Annotated in this window: 19 protein-coding genes; 15 read left to right on the forward strand and 4 right to left on the reverse strand. The window is 44.2% G+C overall.

Translation table 11 applies throughout. The annotated features are described in order from the left end of the window. Positions 1-82: 82 nt before the first annotated feature. The 3 genes from HWX64_RS03635 to HWX64_RS03645 are packed head-to-tail and all read left to right on the forward strand — an operon-like array spanning position 83 to position 1,158. Positions 83-352 carry an autorepressor SdpR family transcription factor gene (locus tag HWX64_RS03635; RefSeq protein WP_175989628.1) on the forward strand — a complete coding sequence of 90 codons (270 nt, stop codon included), beginning with the start codon at positions 83-85 and terminating at the stop codon, positions 350-352. Continuing rightward, a complete protein-coding gene (locus HWX64_RS03640; RefSeq protein ID WP_175987345.1) occupies positions 349-957 on the forward strand; it encodes a hypothetical protein in 609 nt (202 codons plus the stop codon). The genes HWX64_RS03635 and HWX64_RS03640 overlap by 4 nt, the downstream gene beginning before the upstream one ends. 15 nt (positions 958-972) lie before the next feature. Continuing rightward, positions 973-1,158: a hypothetical protein gene (locus HWX64_RS03645; RefSeq protein ID WP_175987347.1), complete on the forward strand. Its 186-nt coding sequence runs from the start codon at positions 973-975 to the stop codon at positions 1,156-1,158. Positions 1,159-1,218: 60 nt separating this feature from the next. On the opposite strand, the gene HWX64_RS03650 is transcribed toward HWX64_RS03645, so the two are convergent. Then, the gene (locus HWX64_RS03650; RefSeq protein ID WP_175987349.1) at positions 1,219-1,980 is read right to left on the reverse strand and encodes an MBL fold metallo-hydrolase; all 762 of its coding nucleotides are present in this window, start codon (positions 1,978-1,980) and stop codon (positions 1,219-1,221) included. Positions 1,981-2,110: 130 nt separating this feature from the next. Here HWX64_RS03650 and HWX64_RS03655 point away from each other — a divergent pair, with 130 nt between their 5' ends. The 8 genes from HWX64_RS03655 (at position 2,111) to HWX64_RS03690 (ending at position 7,268) form a co-directional block, all read left to right on the forward strand. Then, positions 2,111-2,521, forward strand: a complete 411-nt coding sequence (locus HWX64_RS03655; RefSeq protein WP_175987351.1) for an Lrp/AsnC family transcriptional regulator — start codon at positions 2,111-2,113, stop codon at positions 2,519-2,521. 103 nt (positions 2,522-2,624) lie between these two features. Beyond that, positions 2,625-2,828, forward strand: coding sequence for a helix-turn-helix transcriptional regulator (locus tag HWX64_RS03660; RefSeq protein WP_175987353.1), 204 nt, complete (start codon positions 2,625-2,627; stop codon positions 2,826-2,828). Further along, positions 2,825-3,202 carry a hypothetical protein gene (locus HWX64_RS03665; RefSeq protein WP_175987356.1) on the forward strand — a complete coding sequence of 126 codons (378 nt, stop codon included), beginning with the start codon at positions 2,825-2,827 and terminating at the stop codon, positions 3,200-3,202. The genes HWX64_RS03660 and HWX64_RS03665 overlap by 4 nt, the downstream gene beginning before the upstream one ends. 234 nt (positions 3,203-3,436) lie before the next feature. After that, the gene (locus HWX64_RS03670; protein ID WP_175987358.1) at positions 3,437-3,841 is read left to right on the forward strand and encodes a DUF4181 domain-containing protein; all 405 of its coding nucleotides are present in this window, start codon (positions 3,437-3,439) and stop codon (positions 3,839-3,841) included. A 158-nt stretch (positions 3,842-3,999) separates the two neighbouring features. Beyond that, entirely contained in the window at positions 4,000-4,485 is a 486-nt protein-coding gene (locus HWX64_RS03675) for a hypothetical protein (RefSeq protein ID WP_175987360.1), read from the forward strand. Between the two features lie 55 nt (positions 4,486-4,540). Then, on the forward strand, positions 4,541-4,765 hold the full coding sequence (locus tag HWX64_RS03680; RefSeq protein WP_175987362.1) for a hypothetical protein: 225 nt from the start codon (positions 4,541-4,543) through the stop codon (positions 4,763-4,765). Between the two features lie 320 nt (positions 4,766-5,085). Next, positions 5,086-5,964, forward strand: coding sequence for a hypothetical protein (locus tag HWX64_RS03685; RefSeq protein WP_175987364.1), 879 nt, complete (start codon positions 5,086-5,088; stop codon positions 5,962-5,964). A 47-nt stretch (positions 5,965-6,011) separates the two neighbouring features. Continuing rightward, positions 6,012-7,268: a hypothetical protein gene (locus HWX64_RS03690; protein ID WP_175987366.1), complete on the forward strand. Its 1,257-nt coding sequence runs from the start codon at positions 6,012-6,014 to the stop codon at positions 7,266-7,268. Positions 7,269-7,800: 532 nt separating this feature from the next. Here HWX64_RS03690 and HWX64_RS03695 read toward each other — a convergent pair. The 3 genes from HWX64_RS03695 to HWX64_RS03705 all read right to left on the reverse strand — a co-directional run bounded on the left by HWX64_RS03695 (position 7,801) and on the right by HWX64_RS03705 (position 13,194). Further along, positions 7,801-10,995, reverse strand: a complete 3,195-nt coding sequence (locus HWX64_RS03695; RefSeq protein WP_175987368.1) for a bifunctional cytochrome P450/NADPH--P450 reductase — start codon at positions 10,993-10,995, stop codon at positions 7,801-7,803. A gap of 38 nt (positions 10,996-11,033) precedes the next feature. Further along, positions 11,034-11,675: a TetR/AcrR family transcriptional regulator gene (locus HWX64_RS03700; protein WP_175987370.1), complete on the reverse strand. Its 642-nt coding sequence runs from the start codon at positions 11,673-11,675 to the stop codon at positions 11,034-11,036. Between the two features lie 277 nt (positions 11,676-11,952). Further along, entirely contained in the window at positions 11,953-13,194 is a 1,242-nt protein-coding gene (locus HWX64_RS03705) for a S8 family serine peptidase (RefSeq protein WP_175987372.1), read from the reverse strand. A 644-nt stretch (positions 13,195-13,838) separates the two neighbouring features. Here HWX64_RS03705 and HWX64_RS03710 point away from each other — a divergent pair. From HWX64_RS03710 to HWX64_RS03725, 4 genes are all read left to right on the forward strand, one after another. Next, positions 13,839-14,753, forward strand: coding sequence for a Nif3-like dinuclear metal center hexameric protein (locus tag HWX64_RS03710; protein ID WP_175987374.1), 915 nt, complete (start codon positions 13,839-13,841; stop codon positions 14,751-14,753). A gap of 136 nt (positions 14,754-14,889) precedes the next feature. Further along, on the forward strand, positions 14,890-15,234 hold the full coding sequence (locus tag HWX64_RS03715; RefSeq protein WP_175987377.1) for an ASCH domain-containing protein: 345 nt from the start codon (positions 14,890-14,892) through the stop codon (positions 15,232-15,234). 10 nt (positions 15,235-15,244) lie between these two features. Then, positions 15,245-16,177 carry a zinc-binding alcohol dehydrogenase gene (locus tag HWX64_RS03720; RefSeq protein WP_175987379.1) on the forward strand — a complete coding sequence of 311 codons (933 nt, stop codon included), beginning with the start codon at positions 15,245-15,247 and terminating at the stop codon, positions 16,175-16,177. A gap of 357 nt (positions 16,178-16,534) precedes the next feature. Next, a complete protein-coding gene (locus HWX64_RS03725; RefSeq protein WP_175987381.1) occupies positions 16,535-17,362 on the forward strand; it encodes an MBL fold metallo-hydrolase in 828 nt (275 codons plus the stop codon). Positions 17,363-17,448: the final 86 nt, after the last annotated feature.

Genomic DNA, 17,448 nt, shown 5'->3' on the forward strand with positions numbered 1-17,448 from the left:
TATTGACATTTCATTCCAATCACATATAATTTAAGTAATTAAGTAAACACTTAATTAATAAAAAGGAGGGACGGACTTGTCGATCAACGAACTGTTTAAGGCCCTGTCAGATGAGAATAGAAGAAAGATCCTGGATTTGCTGCGGATGGGGGACTTGACGGCAGGGGAGATCGCGGAGCATTTTGACATCAGCAAACCGGGGATCTCGCAACATTTATCGGTACTGAAAAATGCCGGGTTGGTATTTGCCTTCAAGAAGGGACAATATGTGTATTATTCCCTGAATTCATCGGTTTTTCAGGATGTCATGAAATGGATTGTCCAATTTAACGCTAAGGGGGAAAACGAGTGAACAGTAAACTCTTTATTAGTTTCTTGACGATTTTAACGTTTGGGGTAAGTATATATCTTTATGTCACCAACTTCGGAATGATAAATTCTGAGTATGGATCGGGGGAGGTCATCCTGTTTGCAGTTCCGTGCACCATGATGTTAGTGGCCATCCAGCTCTTCACCATGCCGATCCTCATGAAACATGGAGACTTTTTTTCCAGGTTAAAAAAGGGGATCGACCACATCTTTGTATCCCTCTCTGTGATCTTATTCATTCTGCACATCGGGTTACTGCTCCTTGCATCCGGGACAGAGTTCAACATTTTAAGGCTGCTCCCGATTCTCGTCGGGACCGTCCTGATCACCACTGCCAACACACTTCCAAGATTCCAACTGACCACTACAGAACGTACTGCACCTTTAGAAAATTCAACCCATCAAATATGGAACGCTACACTAAGGCCATTCGCATACCCGCTGTTTTGGGGCGGCATCCTTATGTGCCTTTGTGTATTCCTTCAGGGAAAATTTATGCTGATCAGTTTCTTCTCCATCCTGGTCATTACGCTGTTGACGGCAGCTTCACGTGCATACAAAGCCTATCAGCTTCATTTATCGGAATAGTAAAGGGGGATTTTAATGAAAGAAGGAAGAACGTGTCAGGAGTGTCAGTCCCGTAGAAATGCCACAGGGGAATTTAAGGGGTACGGTGCACTGTTTGGAAAGAAATCCGTATTGAAAAACTCTCCAGTCGATGCTAGTTTTTGTTTGGATTGCGGAACGATTTTGCTTCTTAAGGTAAGGAATACCGAGAAGTTCCGTTAATGGGAAAGGCCCGTCCCAACGTACGTTAACGCGTCACCGCGGTCTGGGACGGGCTTCAAATTAGAAGTTAACAGTGTCTCCGTCTTCTGGAACGATTACTTTTGCGGAGATTCCTTTTTCATCAGCAAATTTCCTCAGCTCTTCTCTCGATAGGGTCCAATGGTTGACGGCTTCCATGTGGACGGCCATGATGGTGGCTTTGGGCGCTGCTTTGGCTGTTTCAAGTACATCATCTTTTCCCATGACGAGGGAGCCGCCTTCAAGAAATTGATTGTCACCGGCGTTGACGACGATGATATCAGGCTTGTGGGATTCGATTTCTTCGCGGACACCTTCATACCAGACCGTATCTCCTGCTACATATAGTGTCTTCTCATCTTTGTGTTTGAAGACGATGCCGCATACCGGACCGGCAAATTTGAGAATTTCGCCTCGTCCGTGCTCGCCTTTGGTTTTTGTTAGTTGGATCTCTTCGAAGAAAGATTGTTCCCCGAGAACTTCGACATGTTGAAAACCGTCGTTTTTTACGGAGATAGCGTCTTCTTCACTTTGAACAAACATCTTGATGTCCTTCGGAAGGACATCTTTGGCTGCCTCGTCATAGTGATCCGGGTGCAGATGCGTGACGACTACGGCATCTATATCTTGGATGATTTCCCCTATTGAAACCGGCAGACCGACCAAAGGGTTTTGCTGGTCCTGCCGCACTGAATTCGGGAATGGCGGGTAGCTGCCTTTTTCAGCCAGGAAGGGATCAATCAAGAATTTCTTTCCGGCATACTGAACCACCAAGGTTGCATTTCTGATCAGTTGAATTTTCATGGGTCATTCGCTCCTTTTCTTTATAAAATCCTGTGTACAAGGTATATTTTATATGAGGAGACTCATTCAATACATAACATAACGAAAGTGTTTTGCCCGTTTTACTTTATTAATGAAAGGAGTTGGGCGGATGATCGATCAAACGGATTTAAAAATTATTGAGGAACTGTCCAAGAACAGCCGGATCACGATGAAAGAATTGGGCGGGATGGTCCACTTGACCGCGCCTGCTGCCTCAGCCAGGGTGGCAAAATTAGAAGACAGCGGGATCATTGAGGGTTATACCATCAGCATCAATCAAATGAAGATGGGCTTTGCGGTCCATGCCATCCTCCATATCTACTTGAGGAGCGTAAACCACCAACCTTATTTGTCTTTCGTCAGGGCCAACACCGAACACGTCATACACAATTATAAAGTCAGCGGAGAGAGCTGCTACCTCCTCGAATGCAGATTCCAGTCCAACGAAGTATTGGATGAATTTTTAACAAAGCTGAGTGAGTTTGTGAGTTATAAATTGTCTATTGTGATTAATAGTTAGGCAGGTCGTGGGAAAGGTCCGGGGTCCCAGGCCTTTTTTGACTTTCTTCCTGATGTAAAGTAAACTTTACGTAAAGCAACCTTTACATAAAGAGGGTGAATGGATGAAAAATAAAATAAAAGAACTGCGGGCTGAGAGAAAAATGACCCAGGATCAGCTGGCGGCCCGACTGGATGTGTCGAGACAAACCATCATCTCACTGGAAAGAGAACGGTATAATCCATCCATCAATCTGGCCTTCAAGATTGCGCGTGTTTTTCAATGCAGCATCGAAGATATCTTTATTTATGAGGAGGATAATGAATGAAGAACAATAAATTGGTCTTTTTGATTCTTGGTGTCATCATGCTGTTCAATGCACTTTTTGTCAACTCTGCTTACATATCCGCCGGAAAGTTCCCGGAAGGTCTCATGACCGTTGCGATAACCATCATGAGCTTTTGTATGGCCTATTTAACAGATCATTTTGCCACAAAAGATGAACGCGCGCAGAAAATCAGGGAACGAGGCGTGTTCGTCAGTTACTTCTGGATGCTTGGTATTATCATCATCCTCTTGGCCCTGGTGAATCCTTATGTGGGACCTGTTCATCTTTCTGCATATCACTTATTGCTCCTGATCGCTTCACTCTATATTTCAGTCGTGTTTTTGAACATGGTTTATTATGCGAGGAAATATTGAGTGAAGGTGCCTCTTATGCAAGAAAGGATGAGGAAGTTTGTCTGAATCAAGAGACTGATGCGACTCCTGCTGTGGAGTCTTTGAGTACTTACATATTTTCGTAAAGGGTCTTACCGTAGAAGGGTAAGTCCTTTTTTATTGGAAAATTTTCCTTGAGTAAGTAGTGGGGTTTTGAAATAATTGGTATTATATGAAACTACTATTATCTATGCAGCGGTTAATAGGGGGGATTTGGTGTTTTGGATAAAATTCAGCATCATTGTCATGATTGTTTTTATACTTATATCAATCGTTAAATTGGTCTTAAGAAAATCATTTAGAATAGAGAAAGTTAAAAAAGACTGGTTTTCCTATAATTATATAAATGATCTGCATGGCAAAATTGATAAGTGGATAAGGATTACTACAACAATCACTCTGCTTGGTTTAAGTTGGTTTCTGTTGTTCTACAATGAAGATCTCATGTACTTCTACTTATTCGCAGTAGTCTTTTTTATGGTAGTGGATTATGGAGTAAGAGCATTTTTTGAATGGAAACAAAGTGATCATCCAAAACAAGCTATATTAACGTTGGCTGAGATGTTGATCATTGTAACAGCAATATTTGTGGTGTTTCAAATTGGGTTGCTGGGTACTTGAATAGGGGAATTCAAGAAGACAGGTACAGTGGCCCTATTTATTAATGAGCTGCGGCTATTAGGTTAAAAAAACGTATCGCCAAAATCTGTGACATCTATGAAAGCACATGAGCAAAGCGAGGGATTCCCTGGAAGGGAGTAAGGGGAAAGGGTGTTTTTGTGAAAAGATTTATACCTATATTCATTTTTATAAATGTTCTTGGTTTATTAGCCCTTGTATTCATACCTGATGTTATAGATAAATATCAATCCAGAAGTGCTGCTGAAGGTGTACTGGAAAATGTAATAAACCAAAACTATAATGAAGCTTTTGATCATGTATATTTTTTTGATAGGGCATCGGATTTAGAACCTGAAATATCATTTGAAAATGCCAAAAAGGAATGGACCGACCGGTTAACCGGTTTAAGGGAACGGGGTATTTACCTTGTGGATTATAAGCGGTTGCGAATTTATTTAGATGATCAATATCCAGAAGGAAAAGTTGACCTGGTTTTTATGGAAAACGGGGAGAAGAAAGTGAAAAAAGATGTTGGTTTGTGGTTTGCTTCAAGAGAAGACAAGTGGAAATTGGGGGATTTTTATTATCACCAAAACACTGTTAAAGAAGAGTGGGAAGATGCTTTAAGCGGGAATTTTAACTGAAAAGTGAGTTGAATATATGGTAGAAAGATATAAAACCAGAAAGGAATTAACTCAAATGAACTATCTATGGGCTGCTGTAAATTTATTGATTCCAGCTTTACTATTGTTACTGATTTTTGCTACTTGGATCGGGTACATAGCTGAAGATCTCAGGGACTACTATGACTATAAGTGGGCTGCCATTGGTCTCATAATTCTGGGTTATATGCTGAACTTTAAAAAACGAATGGCCGGGCTGATCATGGTTGCGGTTGGTGTAGTTGCTTGGTTCTTGATTTAGTGGTCTATGAAAAAATAAAGTGAGAAGTTCTTAAACTCCTAAAAAGAAAACCTCCTCAGCCTCGATATGATTCTTGACGGAAAGCCGTTTTTACATTCGAAATCAGGCTTTTTTGTTTGTGCATCATACTCCGCTGTCACCAGATAAATAAGAATAATTTTCCTCAAAACAATGCTGTTTGCCTCATACAATTCATGCCTTAATAGTCTGAAAGAATCCTTTCTTTGTTAATCTTATGAAATGCGACAAAAATGAACTAATTATGTCGAATGCTGTCTATGGAAGTATTTCCACTCTGCTATTTGAAAGGGGGTGAACTCATGCGCATCCGGCATTGTATATTGATGGGGGTATTGGGGGCGGCTATTTTCCTTCCAACTTATGCGTTTGCAGAGAAAAACGAGGGAGCAGGACAGACCGAAAATGCTCGCATCACTGAGGTACATACAAATACGGTTGGAAAAGCCGAAAAGATCGGATCCCCGGTAAAAGCCGCACCTGCAGCTCCTGAACTGAAACGGAAGGAGCAAAAAGAAGAGGTCCCGAAACCTGTAGAAAGCACGGACCGCAAGGCAGTCCCAGCTGAAAAAACCGTTCCTGATCCGCCTGGGAAAAATCGTCAGAGTGACAAATCTGCACATCCTCAAACTCATGGGAAAAATATTCACGCTTCAACACCTTCAGGGGATGTAGAAGAAAAACGGCGGGCAGATAAAGAAAAACAGCCAGCAGGTCTCCTCAAAAAGAAACGATCCGAAGTCTCTGAATCTACCGAGAAGAGAATCACTGATCCGATAAAATCCAAAAGGGAGAAAGAAATCGTCTCCCAAAAACAGCAGGTAAAGCCAAACGTAATATTGAATGAGGAACAAAACTCCCACTCACTCAAGGAAGAGCTCCAGGTTAAACGAAAACCAGTCAATGAGGCAGGGAAGAACGCCCCTTTTGAAAAGAGGGAAATCCCCGGTGAAGTCGAGGGGATGAACAGTGCTCCACAGCGGCTGCCATCTTCAGGAGGACCATCCCAGGAAACGTTCAGTCATGGAACAGGCATGGTAAGCTTCATTCACTATCCGGACGATTGGGAGATTGGGTTGAAGCTTCGCACCATCTACCATTCACGTGAAGATATATATTGTTATCAATGGATGAATGCTCCACCATCACCGCCGCCCAAGGCAGCTCCTTTTATCTACTAAAATATAAATCTAACTAAAATCACAAAGGTAAAAGGAGTAAATAAAACATGAAACATTATCTAAACACTAAGAAATTAGTAAAATCTATCGTTGTTCCTGCCGTATTGTCTTTCGGACTGATCACAGGGGGTAGTGTAACAGCTGCTTCGGGATTCGAGAAAGGTCAGACGGACAGTGCCGGCACCCTTAAAACTGTCAGTGTCAAAATGAATCAGTCAGACAAGAAAGCTGAAGCGGCAGACCGAGACGTTTCTGCTCAGTCCAAAGCAGAAGAAAAAGCTCAATCCCATACTAAAGAAAAAGAGGACGCTCAGCAGAAGGAAGAAAATAAGGGTCAATCACAGGCAGAATCCAAGGCAGCAGACCCGGTCAAACCTGCACAACCTGACACTCCTTCCAAGGCAGATGCAAACACAAGTGCTGAATTTAAGCAAAAGGCAGAAGACAGAAAACTTGAAGCCCAGTCTAATGCCAAAGATGGTAATAAACCTGAGCAGGCAGCACAGCCTTCAGGATCCGATGCAGAAGAAAAAGCGCAAAATCAGGGTAAGGGCGAAAAAGCGGTAATATCGCAGGCAAGCACACATGCAAGCGAAACAGCTTTGGAGAACGCGAACGAAAACGCAGCGATTTTCTCTCATACTGAAGTATTGGAAGAATACCTTTTCGGATCCGACTCTGCTACATCAGCGAATCCTGAAGGGACGGACTTTTACATCGGGAAACTGGGCTATGGCAGTCTGGATCAATTCGAAGAAAGTACAGGCAGCGGGATTTATTTCAGCAGCGACAGAGCGGAAGAGGCAAGCTATGTGTATGGGTACTGGTTCTTATCTGGCATGCAGATCGCGCCAGATGGAGTGTCACCGACTGAGTGGGGAGAAGAGCAGGCGAAACTGGCTCTTGAAACCTATGAAGAAATGAAACGTGTATATGGATCAAAAGTCAGACCGGTCATCTTTATCGATGTCGAACCTGCCCTTACCGGTATGGGGGAGTATGACTACATTAATAATCAATTGATTTACAGTGCGTTCATCAACTACCTCAATGAATATGGAGAAGGCGTCACACCGGGTACCTATTCTTCTACATGGAGCTGGGACGTGACGATGGGCAGCTATTCACCTGATACACCGGGTGCCTACTGGCTCGCTTATTACACTGGCGACCTTCCATCCGAGTCTGAATTGACAACAAGCAATCCCTATTGGATCACGTTCCCTGGAACAGACGAGCAGGCACAAATCTGGCAGTATTATGGCGGCTATGATGATTACAATGTAGCGACTATGCTTCCGTAAGTTTGCAGGACATACATGAAGGATGAATGATGAACTGCTCGGCATGTGCCGATTTTGTTCATTGGCCCCGCCTTTTTTAAAGAGCGGGGTTTCTTTTTTGGTTTATAAGGACAAGTGCTTGGGCTCACATTCTGAAAGAAGGATATGATTCTGGGATGGGGTTTTTTGTTAAACTCAGCATAAAATAATTCATTCAGCATATATCGGGAAAAGTCAGCATAAACTCATTTTTTTCAGCATAAATCGGAAAAAGTCAGCATATATCTCCAAAATGTCAGCATAAATTCATGAATCCAGCTTCTGGCGGGGCAAAGGACTCTCCGGGAAGGGTTTCAGATGCTCCCAAACGAACGATTCAAGCCACTTTGGACCATATTCAAGCCACTTTCCAAATTTACGTGCCACTTTTTTATTATTCAAGCCACTTGTCGAAAAATCTTTAAGCGTTTGCAAGCCAATCGGAAAGGGTCACGATTGAAGAATAAAAAAACCGGCACGCCCAATGCGTACCGGTTCTTCTCATGACAGTAACTTAAATCCCTGCCCAAACATCCTTACCGAACCGGCCATCCTGCTCTAGCTGATCGAGCCAGTTCTTCGATTCTTCATCAGAAGCACCGTGAACTTCCCGGTAGGCTTCACGCAGGGTGTCTTCGACTTCAGGAGCCATCCTGCTGCCGTCACCGCAAATATAGAGATGTGCGCCGCGGTCCAAGAGCTCTATCAGGTGGTTGGCGTCCTCATTCATCAGATGCTGTACATACGTTTTCGGCTGTCCTTCCATTCGTGAGAACGCAGTATGGAGTGTGACGATGCTACTCTGTTCATCCCGCTCGAGTTCATCGCGGTAGATGAAATCATGGTCACAATGACGGCATCCGAAATAAAGATGGGCCTCGGCAACCGGCATTCCTTGTTCTTTAAGAATGCGGCGAGCCTGCAGGAAGCCTCTGAACGGAGCCACGCCGGTACCCGGACCAACCATGATGATTGGTGTTTCAGGGTCAACCGGCAGCTCGAAATTCGACTGAGGCGTGCGAATGAAACAAGCGATGTTTTCACCCGGTTCAAGACCAGCAAGGTAATTAGAAGCGACACCTTCATATTCACCCATTCCGCTCCAGGCAGCGTCCCTGACAACACCGACCGTAATGCTCAGTTTTCCAGCATCGACAGAAGGGGAAGACGAGATGGAATAATATCTCGGTTTAAGAGCAGGGAGCAGTTCCATGAACCGTTCAAACGGAAGCTCGCATGCTTCGTATTTTTCCATAAAATCGAGCATGGAGACGCGTTTTTTTAATACCTGCTCCTGATAGACTCCTTCTTCAAGCAAGGCTTCAAGTTCTTTCTTATGAGGCGGACACACCGTATAGGCCGCCAGTTCCCTGATTTGGGCGCGGGTGGCCGCTTCCTGTAATTCCACGCAGTGAGAAAGGATATCCGATAAGGAAACCGGGCGGTCGAGCGGCAGATGTGCCGCGCTCCGTCCGCTTGCAGACAGAACTACCTGGTCATTTCCTTTCAGGCCGAAACGCTTCAATACGCGATTCACATTTTTCACACTGTTCTTCGGAAGTACCCCGAGGTGATCCCCTTCCTTATAGGTCAGCCCTGACGGCAGGGCAACCTCGATGTGACGGGTGCTTCTTCCGCTGTCAGATGACTGAAGCTCACGATTATCAAGGATATTTGTATTTACTGCTTCATAAGACAGCGCAAGCGGTGAACCGCCGATGCCGCTGACAAATTCCATACTGAGACTGTTTCGTTCCTTGCCGCCCTTATTTTCGACTTTCAGACCGAATGTCTCTACAGCATCAGCCCACATATTGTCTTTCCACTGTTCGAGCTGCTCCTCGAAGTCGCCGCTCGCATCACCTTCGCCGCGTCCCGAAAATCTTACGGCACCTTTTTCTGAAAGCTTTTCGTCAATCAGTCTTGGGACGTTCTGATATGTGCTGGCCCAATTGTGATCCCCGCAGCCGAATACGGCGTAATGGACGCCTTCGAGTTCGCCCGGCTTTACTTCTTCAAGCCATTGGACAAATTGTCCGGCATTGCTTGGCGGCTTACCGTTGTAGGAGGAAGTGACGATCAAAACGGCCCCCTCTGATGGAAGACTGCCTACGCGGTCGTTAAGAGGCGAGACCTCCGTGCGCACTCCGTGGAAGCTGGCCGTATCGGCAAGCTCCTTCGCCACACCTTCAGCCGTACCGGCATCAGAACCGTAAAGGACAAGAAGGGGACGGTCATTGAGCCCTGATACGACAGGTACCTCGTGAGCACCAGTTTCTTCTTTCTCCTGTGCTATTTCACTTGAACCTGAAGCATAAAGAGAGAAGTCGACAGCCATCTGCTCACGCTGTTTGACTTTTATTTTAAAATCACCCGGTTTCAGCGTCAGGGTTTGTTTGACATTGAGCTGGTAGTCCTTATCATCAATGAACTCGAAATGCTTCAGGAGCATGCCGAGGACGATGGTTGCTTCGTGTAGGGCGAACTGCATCCCTATGCACGCGCGCTGCCCGTTGCCGAACGGCTTGTATGCATGATGAGGTACTTTTTCCGGGTTCTCGAAGCGCTCAGGGCGGAATTCCTCCGCATCGGCTCCCCATGCGTCTTTATCACGGTGGAGCTCAGGAATCAGCACGGTGATCCGTTCCTCTTCTTTCTTGACCGGGTACTTGCCGGCAAGGACGGTATCCTCTTTGGCATAGAGGCTGAAGGCAGGGGCCGTCGGCCATAGCCGAAGTGATTCGTTCAGGATCATCTTTATATATTTCAGATCGTTGACCTGTTTATAGGTTGGTGCAGGTCCTGAGAATACTTGATCCACTTCCTCGTAGGCTTTTTTAAATTTATCAGGATTTTTCATCAGGAAGTAGAGGGCGAATGACAAGAGCCCGCTTGTTGTTTCATGACCGGCGATCAGGAAGGTGATGATCTGGTACCGGATATTCTCATCATCAAGCTTCTCTCCGGTTTCAGGATCCTTCACATTCAACATCCGGGATAATAAATCGTTCTCTTCCTGAGATCCATTTGCCTTCCGTTCAGCGATGATGTTGTCGACCATCGAGAACATCGTCTGTATATCATGCTTGTATTGACGCTTCGTCCGCACCATCAGCTTATCCTGTATGTCCAGTCTCTGCAACTGGTGCATCGCTTCATCCATTGCCCGGACCATACTTATGATGAACGGATGGGGGCTTTCACGGTAGAAACTGTTGAACCGGTAATTGAACCCGCACAGCCCGATCGTATCGAGTGTGAGGCGAGTCATATCTTCTGGAACATCGACTTCTTCATTCGGATTCAGCCGGGCCCACTTCTGAACAAGCTGGACGGCGATATCTACCATCATTCCGTGATAATCCTTCATCGCACGCTGGCTGAAGGTAGGCATGAGGATATTGTGTGCCTTGCTCCAATTTTCTTCATCGGTCCGGCTTGTGAACAGCCCGTCCCCGCCGAAGGCACGTACCTTTTCGAGTGCGCCCTCGATGCTTTTATCAAACCTTGCCTGATCACATACCTCTTTAACGAGCTCATGCCCCGACACGAGGATTGTCGAAGAAGAAGGTGTTTGAAGGCGGAAGATGGGTCCTTGTTCTTCTGCCAGTTTCATGAAGGACAAAGTCGGATTATCCTTGTCAATCAGCGGGAGATGTCCAAGTGGACCGTATGTCTTTGGCTGTGGGATCGCTTCATATTTTTCCATTGAAAACACCCTTTCAAATCATGTAGGTATACTAATGATCACTTTATAAAGTTTGCCCGCAGGCTGTGCTTGATCACTTCTTTCCATTGTGCTTCGTCGTTCGTAACCGGCGTGAAATTCGCCAAGATATGTGGGGCAGCCTGCTGATAGGAAACGGATGACAGAAGCATCACGATGAGCTCTTCTGGATCCTGGTCAGCAAGTACGCCCAATTCAATTCCTTTTATAATAAACGGATAACTTTGTTCATGAAACGGTGTAATCAACCTCTCAAATAAGTGGTCAAACCGTTCGCCTTTTTGAATGCTTTCGTTCATCACAAATAAACTGAACTCCGGATGCTCAAACGTCATATCGACCATCCTGTCGAAAAGATCACCCAGCATCTGCCGCATATCCGAATAATTCCGGACCTCTTCCAAATCGAAATCATTGAATTCGAGAACTTCTTCCGAGAGCTTCAGGATCACCGCTTTCCACAGGTCCATTTTAGAACCGAAATGATACTTGATCAGTGCCATATTCACATCCGCATCCGAAGCAATTTCCCGAAGGCTCGTTTCCTCGAACCCTTTGGTTGAAAACAACTTTGTGGCAGAACGCAAGAGTTCACCCTTGGCCACTTCTTTATTCAAACGGGGTCTTCCAGGCGCTTTTTTTTGCTGGTCAGATTGAGTCATAATAAGAGTTCCTTTCTTTAATTAATCAATTGATTAATTAATATGCGTATAGTATCGGACATCTGTCTCTTAAAGTCAAATGATAACAGAATGGAGTGTGGAAGACAGGTACATGGACCTTGTTTTGGAGCAGATTTATGTAAGGCGATAGGCGAAGGTGAACTTCCCGGTATGCAGTCTATTAAGTGAAGTTTTCATTCATGCAAAAAGGACATGACATATTCGGCATATGTCATGTCCTTGCGTCTATTTATCTATTAAACTTTGTCGTCCGATCTTAAGGATTCACAGTCGGGAATCCGAATCCTGAGGCATAGTCATCTCCCGCTGCTGCACCTGAGCCGCCGAGAATATCGTTGCCTGTCGCACGGTTTTGAATTTCTGCACGAAGCTGCGCTGCAGATAAACTAGGGTTTGCCGCCCAGATTTTTGCAGCAAGCCCTGATACGTGTGGAGTAGCCATCGACGTACCGCTGATAGTGTGGTACGTACCATCGTACCAAGTGGACTCGATTGCACGACCCGGTGCAGACACTTCCACGTCACGCACTCCGATTACGTAATCACCATCAGTATTCGGGTTTCCACGGGAAGAGAAGTCAGCTACGCGGTATGTCCCGTTTTCCTGAACATCTTCAAGTGCTGCCACTGCCACCGCATTTTCCACCGCACCCGGGTATCCGATCGTGTTGGCGCTAGGTCCTGAGTTACCAGCTGCTGCCACGACAAGTACACCTTTGTTATAGGCATAGTTGACAGCGTCTGTGATCAAAGAACTTTCTGAACTGGATCCTAGTGACATCGAAATCACCGTATTGACATTTAAACGGTCAGCTTCATCCGCAGCATAACGGATAGCGGCTGCAATGTCGTCAGAGTAACCGGATCCGCGGTCATTCAATACTTTGTAGGCCCACAATTTGGCATCCGGTGCTACACCATAGATTCCGTCCCCAGCACCGCCGTCAGCAAGGACTGTTCCTGCAACATGGGTCCCGTGGCCGTTTTTATCTTCACAGAAGTTTGTGACGAGGCTTGATTTTCGTTGGGTGAAATCGTTACATTGCTCAACGTTGTTTACAAGATCCGAGTGATTCCTGTTAGCTCCGGTATCAAGGACCGCCACTTTCACTCCGCTTCCGCCGGATGTTGCGCTGATATTGGCATCCTCATACATCGCTTCAATTCCCCAAGGGGTCTGATCACTTGGTGCGGCTGTTGCATTTGAACCAGGCTTAGCATTCAATGATACTTCATCAACAAGTTCGACAGATAGATTTTTATTCTTCTGCAAAGCTTTGTACTGCGCTTCCGTTACTTCCGTAGAAAAACTGTTCTGGTCGAAGTCCCAACGGACACCATAATTTTGCTTAGCATTGTTTTCTGCCTTGTCAGTGGTGGATGAAATAAGAACACGGACTTTTTCTGCATTCTCTGTGGCATCAACCGGACTCGTATAAGCCGGGCTGACCAGAAGTGCACTCATCACGACAGTTCCAAGAATCTTTCCTACTTTCATTTACAACATCCTCTCCTTTTTGTGTAACGAACCATTTAACGTCTCCCCTTGAAAAGCTCGCCTCCTTACTCATGCGTGTTGACAAGAATCATCTGGGTGCAAAGCTATGTAGTGATTCTTACTAAATGGATTGTAACAGAATTCGTTTATTTGCAGAATAGGTTAAATATTCAGTCTTATGGAAATAAATAGTCGATGCTTGAAGAGAATTCAATAATCATTGGCGCGTGAGGAAAATTTTCATAAAAGATAGGGATAAACCCTATTTTCCCTAGTGGTAAAGTCCTGGTTTTTCCCAACCTGTTTTTGAAACTTTTTCTGAGAGTGGGTGCAAGGACTGATTTTATTTTTAAAGCAGGTGATTATTAAAGGGTAATGGTATATGGGCGGTTGCTGGGAATAGTAAAGTATTGGATAATGATTGTTAGGGAAATAGTGGAAAGTGTAATTTGTAATAGAAGACTAAGTCTTACATTAGAACGTCTAAAAAAGTGATATTAAAAATATGATACTAGCATGAAATTGTTCGACGGCATGAGGATTAATTTGAGCTTGTTTCAATGAAGAATATATTAGAGAAAAGATGTAATGCTTTCATACCCAGAGTTAAGGTACGTGTATTTTTATCATAAAGGAGAATGACAATGGAAAACTTAATCCATATTGTTCGTCAACTGGATGAAGAGTTTAAGATTAATAGCTTTGGAAAGGATCCTGCTTTTAGCAGATTCATTCCTCAGGCTTATGAAGGTGAATTTGATTGGAGAGAGAAATTCGAGCCTGAGTTTAACGAACTATTCAATGGACTAATGATAAAGGGACATCCAGAGGTGAAAAGAGTATTTTTGGCCGTTTTCCCTACGGAGGAAGTTTTAGAGGAATTCATTCATAACGGGAAGTCTGGGGACCTGCTTTTCATGCATCATCCTTTATTGATGGAGTGCGGTGATCCAAATGGAAAGTGGGGCAGGGGATTCGTTCCGATCGAAGAAACGCTGTTGGATCAAGTGAGAAGTAAGGGACTTTCCATTTATACATGTCACGCTCCCATGGATTATCACGGGACTTTAGGGACAAGCCAGGCGATTGCAGAAGCACTGAATGTTGATATCACGGAGAGGTTCATACAAGACGAAAAAGATGGCTGCATTGGAATAATCGGAAATGTGCAAGCAGTAAACACGGAAGACTTAATAGAAAACCTCAAACGTATTTTCGACATACCTTATGTGGATTTTGAAGGACAGATAAAAGAAATTAAAAAAGTAGCAATTGTCGCTGGCTGCGGAGATAAAACCCATTGGATGCAACTGGCTGAAAAAAGAGGGGCAGACGCGTACATATCAGGTGAAATTCACTGTCATATCGATAATGATTATGGAAGAAAAAGATTTGCTGAAGTAATAGAGTACGCAAGTCAGACAAATATGTCTTTGATTGGTGTTTCACATTCTGCATCTGAATATTTAGTGAAGAAATCTTTGATAGCGCCATGGTTTGAGAAGAATTTTGACATTGGCACTATTCATCTGATTCCACAGAAAGATTGGTGGCTGTAATCAAAAAATTCCAAGCGGCGACATAAATCTCTAAGTAACATCATTATAGGTAGTGATAGTATACAAGCCTACAAGGTTACAGACTGAATAGCTATTTAATGACTGACTTGGTCATTTTAATTAGAGGAGAATCAATATGAAAGGACTTATCATCAAATCACCCTGGATCGATATGATTTTAGAAGGAAAGAAGACGGGGGAAATCAGGGGATCCAACACGAAAACACGCGGGACGATTGCGCTCATAAAGAGTGGTTCCGGCATGGTGTATGGAGAAATAAACCTCATTGATAGCAAAGAATTAAGTTTACCAGATTACCAGGAAAGCATAGGCTTCCACGGTGTGGAAAGTGAAACTGCTGCAGTTCTGCCTTATAGAAGAACCTACGCCTGGGTATTAGAAAAACCGCGAATCTATAAAGAGCCTGTTCCTTATAAGCATCCGATGGGCGCGGTTATTTGGGTAAGGCTCTCTGAATAGGAGGATCAATATGAATCAAAACACTCTTGTGCTACTTGGAAAAAGAGAATTGAAGTGGATTCAAAAAGAACTTCGGCCACTTGAAAACGATGAAGTCCTGGTGAAAACAATCGCAGGAGCCATCAGCATAGGAGCGGAACTGCCGCAGTATCTGGAAATGGATATAACGGAGAGGCAGCCGCGCTACCCCAAGGAAACCGGGTATGAAAACTACGGTGAAATCGTTGAGGTCGGTGAAGGGGTTGCCTCGCTGAAAAAAGGTGACAGAGTCATTGCGTCTTTCGGGCATAAAGACTACGGGATCATTGGGGAGCAAAAAGCCATACAGGTCCCAAAAGATATTCACTACGCAGATGCACTACTTACAATACTTTCATGTGATGCGGCAAAAGGTGTACTAAAACTGAATCCAGGCAAAGAAGATAAAGTATTGGTGACCGGCATGGGGACGATGGGGCTATTGACGCTTTATTTTCTCAGGGAGTATATGGATGTCCGTCACGTTGATGTTGTGGAACCTAATGCTTCAAGGGGAGGGCTTGCGCATCAATTAGGCGCAAGTTGTGTTTTTAAAGACACATCAGAATGTCCAAGAGATTTTTATCATTACGGACTGGAGTGTTCAGGAAACAATGCTGCCTTTCATTGTCTGCAATCTTCCCTTTTGCCGGAGGCTGAGTTGTGTATCCTGTCAGATGGAAATAAGGACGTCTTTAATCTGCAGCCGGAGTTTTATGAGAAGGAATTAAAGATCGTTGGCTCGAGTGATGGCTGGGATTATCGGAAGCATTCGCAATGGTATTTTGAAAATGTAAGGTGCAAAGGCTCGGTTCTGAATCGTTTGTTTGAATTGACAATTGGGAAGAAAGGTTTAGTCCGTTGTTTTGAGGATTTGGGGGAAGGTCGGGTGGACCCTTTGAAAGTCTTGGTCGAGTATGAATAAAGAAAGTGCAGCATGAACTAGTGTTTTATCAGGTTCAAGTGTAATGGAGTCAATGATCATATCAAGGCGACTCCTTAAAATGGGTGATGTTGTCGGTATACAACTGAATATCTCAATTTTATGATAAGGCTATTCCAGGTTGAATAGCCTTTTTTATAATAAATATGCTTTATATTGAGGGCTGCTCACCCTAATTTACACCAAAAGGGGTAATGTCCTTCAGCCTTCTTATATCTTGTTTAATAGGATCAAAGGGTAATTCTGAGACTAAAGTTGCAGCCGCCCTCATCTGAATGAACGATGAGTAACTCAGGAAATTTCTGTAAGATAAAGATACTCAAAACTTTTGGAGGGCGAATGATGAAAAAGTATATCTGTACGACTTGTGGAGTCCAATACGCTGAGAGTAACAGCACACCTGAGCATTGCGCAATTTGTGAAGAAGAAAGGCAGTATGTCAATCCTGATGGTCAGTCATGGACTACCCACGATGAATTGGTGTATTGCGGAAACTATAAAAATATCATTACTAAGGAAGAAGAAGGGCTGTACAGTATCACGACGACACCGAAAGTAGGAATCGGGCAGACGGCCTATTTAATCGTAAAAGAAGGTTTCAATATTCTTTGGGACTGTATCACGTTTTTAGATGACGAAACGATTGCATTCATCCGTTCATTGGGCGGAATCGATGCCATTGCCCTTTCTCATCCCCATTACTATTCAAGACAAGCGGATTGGGCCAAAGTGTTCGCTGCACCGATTTACATTCATCATGATGATCGCAAATGGATCATGGAACCCAGTGAGTATATTCGTTTGTGGGAAGATGAGGAAAAAGAGTTGATTGATGGCGTCAACCTGCATCGTCTTGGCGGCCATTTTAAAGGCGGTGCAGTGCTGCATTGGGGAAATGGGGATAGAGGGAAAGGAGTCCTTCTGACCGGGGATATCATTCAAGTTGTGGCCGATACCGAGTGGGTAAGCTTTATGTACAGCTACCCGAATTTGATTCCTCTGCCTGCAGGCAAAGTTGAGGAGATGGCGAAGAAAGCAGGGGAGCTTCTGTTTAATAGGTTATATAACGCTTTTCACAGAGTGGTAAAAGAGAACGCCTATCATGCAGTTCAACGATCGGCGGATCGTTATATAAAGGCGGTAAATGGTCAATTGTTCGATACGTGAAAATTAGTCTCCCAGCGCGTTTCTTTTTATCAACGATAAGTAAACATAATCGCTCACTATTTATTTTTTGTATTATCCGTAGTGAT

Origin of the sequence: Bacillus sp. Marseille-Q1617, from assembly GCF_903645295.1 — a bacterium.
Lineage (GTDB): Bacteria > Bacillota > Bacilli > Bacillales > Bacillaceae_B > Rossellomorea.